The organism is Microbacterium sp. Leaf351 (assembly GCF_001423825.1).
Taxonomy (GTDB): Bacteria; Actinomycetota; Actinomycetes; order Actinomycetales; family Microbacteriaceae; genus Microbacterium; species Microbacterium ginsengisoli.
In genome coordinates this window covers 39704-40147 of sequence record NZ_LMPK01000021.1, presented here as the reverse complement: position 1 = coordinate 40147, position 444 = coordinate 39704, and the positions used below count along the sequence as shown (strand labels likewise).

Here is a 444-nt window from a genome sequence, read left to right as displayed (position 1 = left end):
CTCCGCGGCGATCGGCTCCTTGACCTTCACGAGCAGGTCTGCACCCGACCAGGTCTCCTCGGCGGTGGCGGCGATGACCGCGCCGGCGGCGCGGTACTCGTCATCGGAGAACCCGCTGCCGATGCCGGCTCCGGACTGCACGACGACCTCGTGGCCGCGGTGATGCAGAGCGTCGACGCCGGCGGGCGTGAGCCCCACCCGGTTCTCGTTGTTCTTGATCTCGGTCGGCACGGCGACGCGCATGTCGGGCTCCTCGGTTCCTCCGGCGGGTTGAGGGAAATATGGCAGACGGTTCGCTCTCTTGTGTTACATGCAGAATCTTCTGCGTCAGATTCGTCATATCGCCGTAGAGTTCTCTGGAAAACCCGCTCTTGTCCCCCAACTGTCGAAGGATCTTCGATGCCCGATGAGCTCGACCCGATCGATGAGCAGATCATCGAGACC

At 63.7% G+C, this 444-nt stretch carries 1 pseudogene; it reads right to left on the bottom strand.

Annotated elements, in window-relative coordinates:
• Positions 1–243: pseudogene (locus tag ASG00_RS17665) on the bottom strand (alanine dehydrogenase); the annotation flags it as partial.
• Between the last annotated feature and the right edge of the window lie 201 nt (positions 244–444).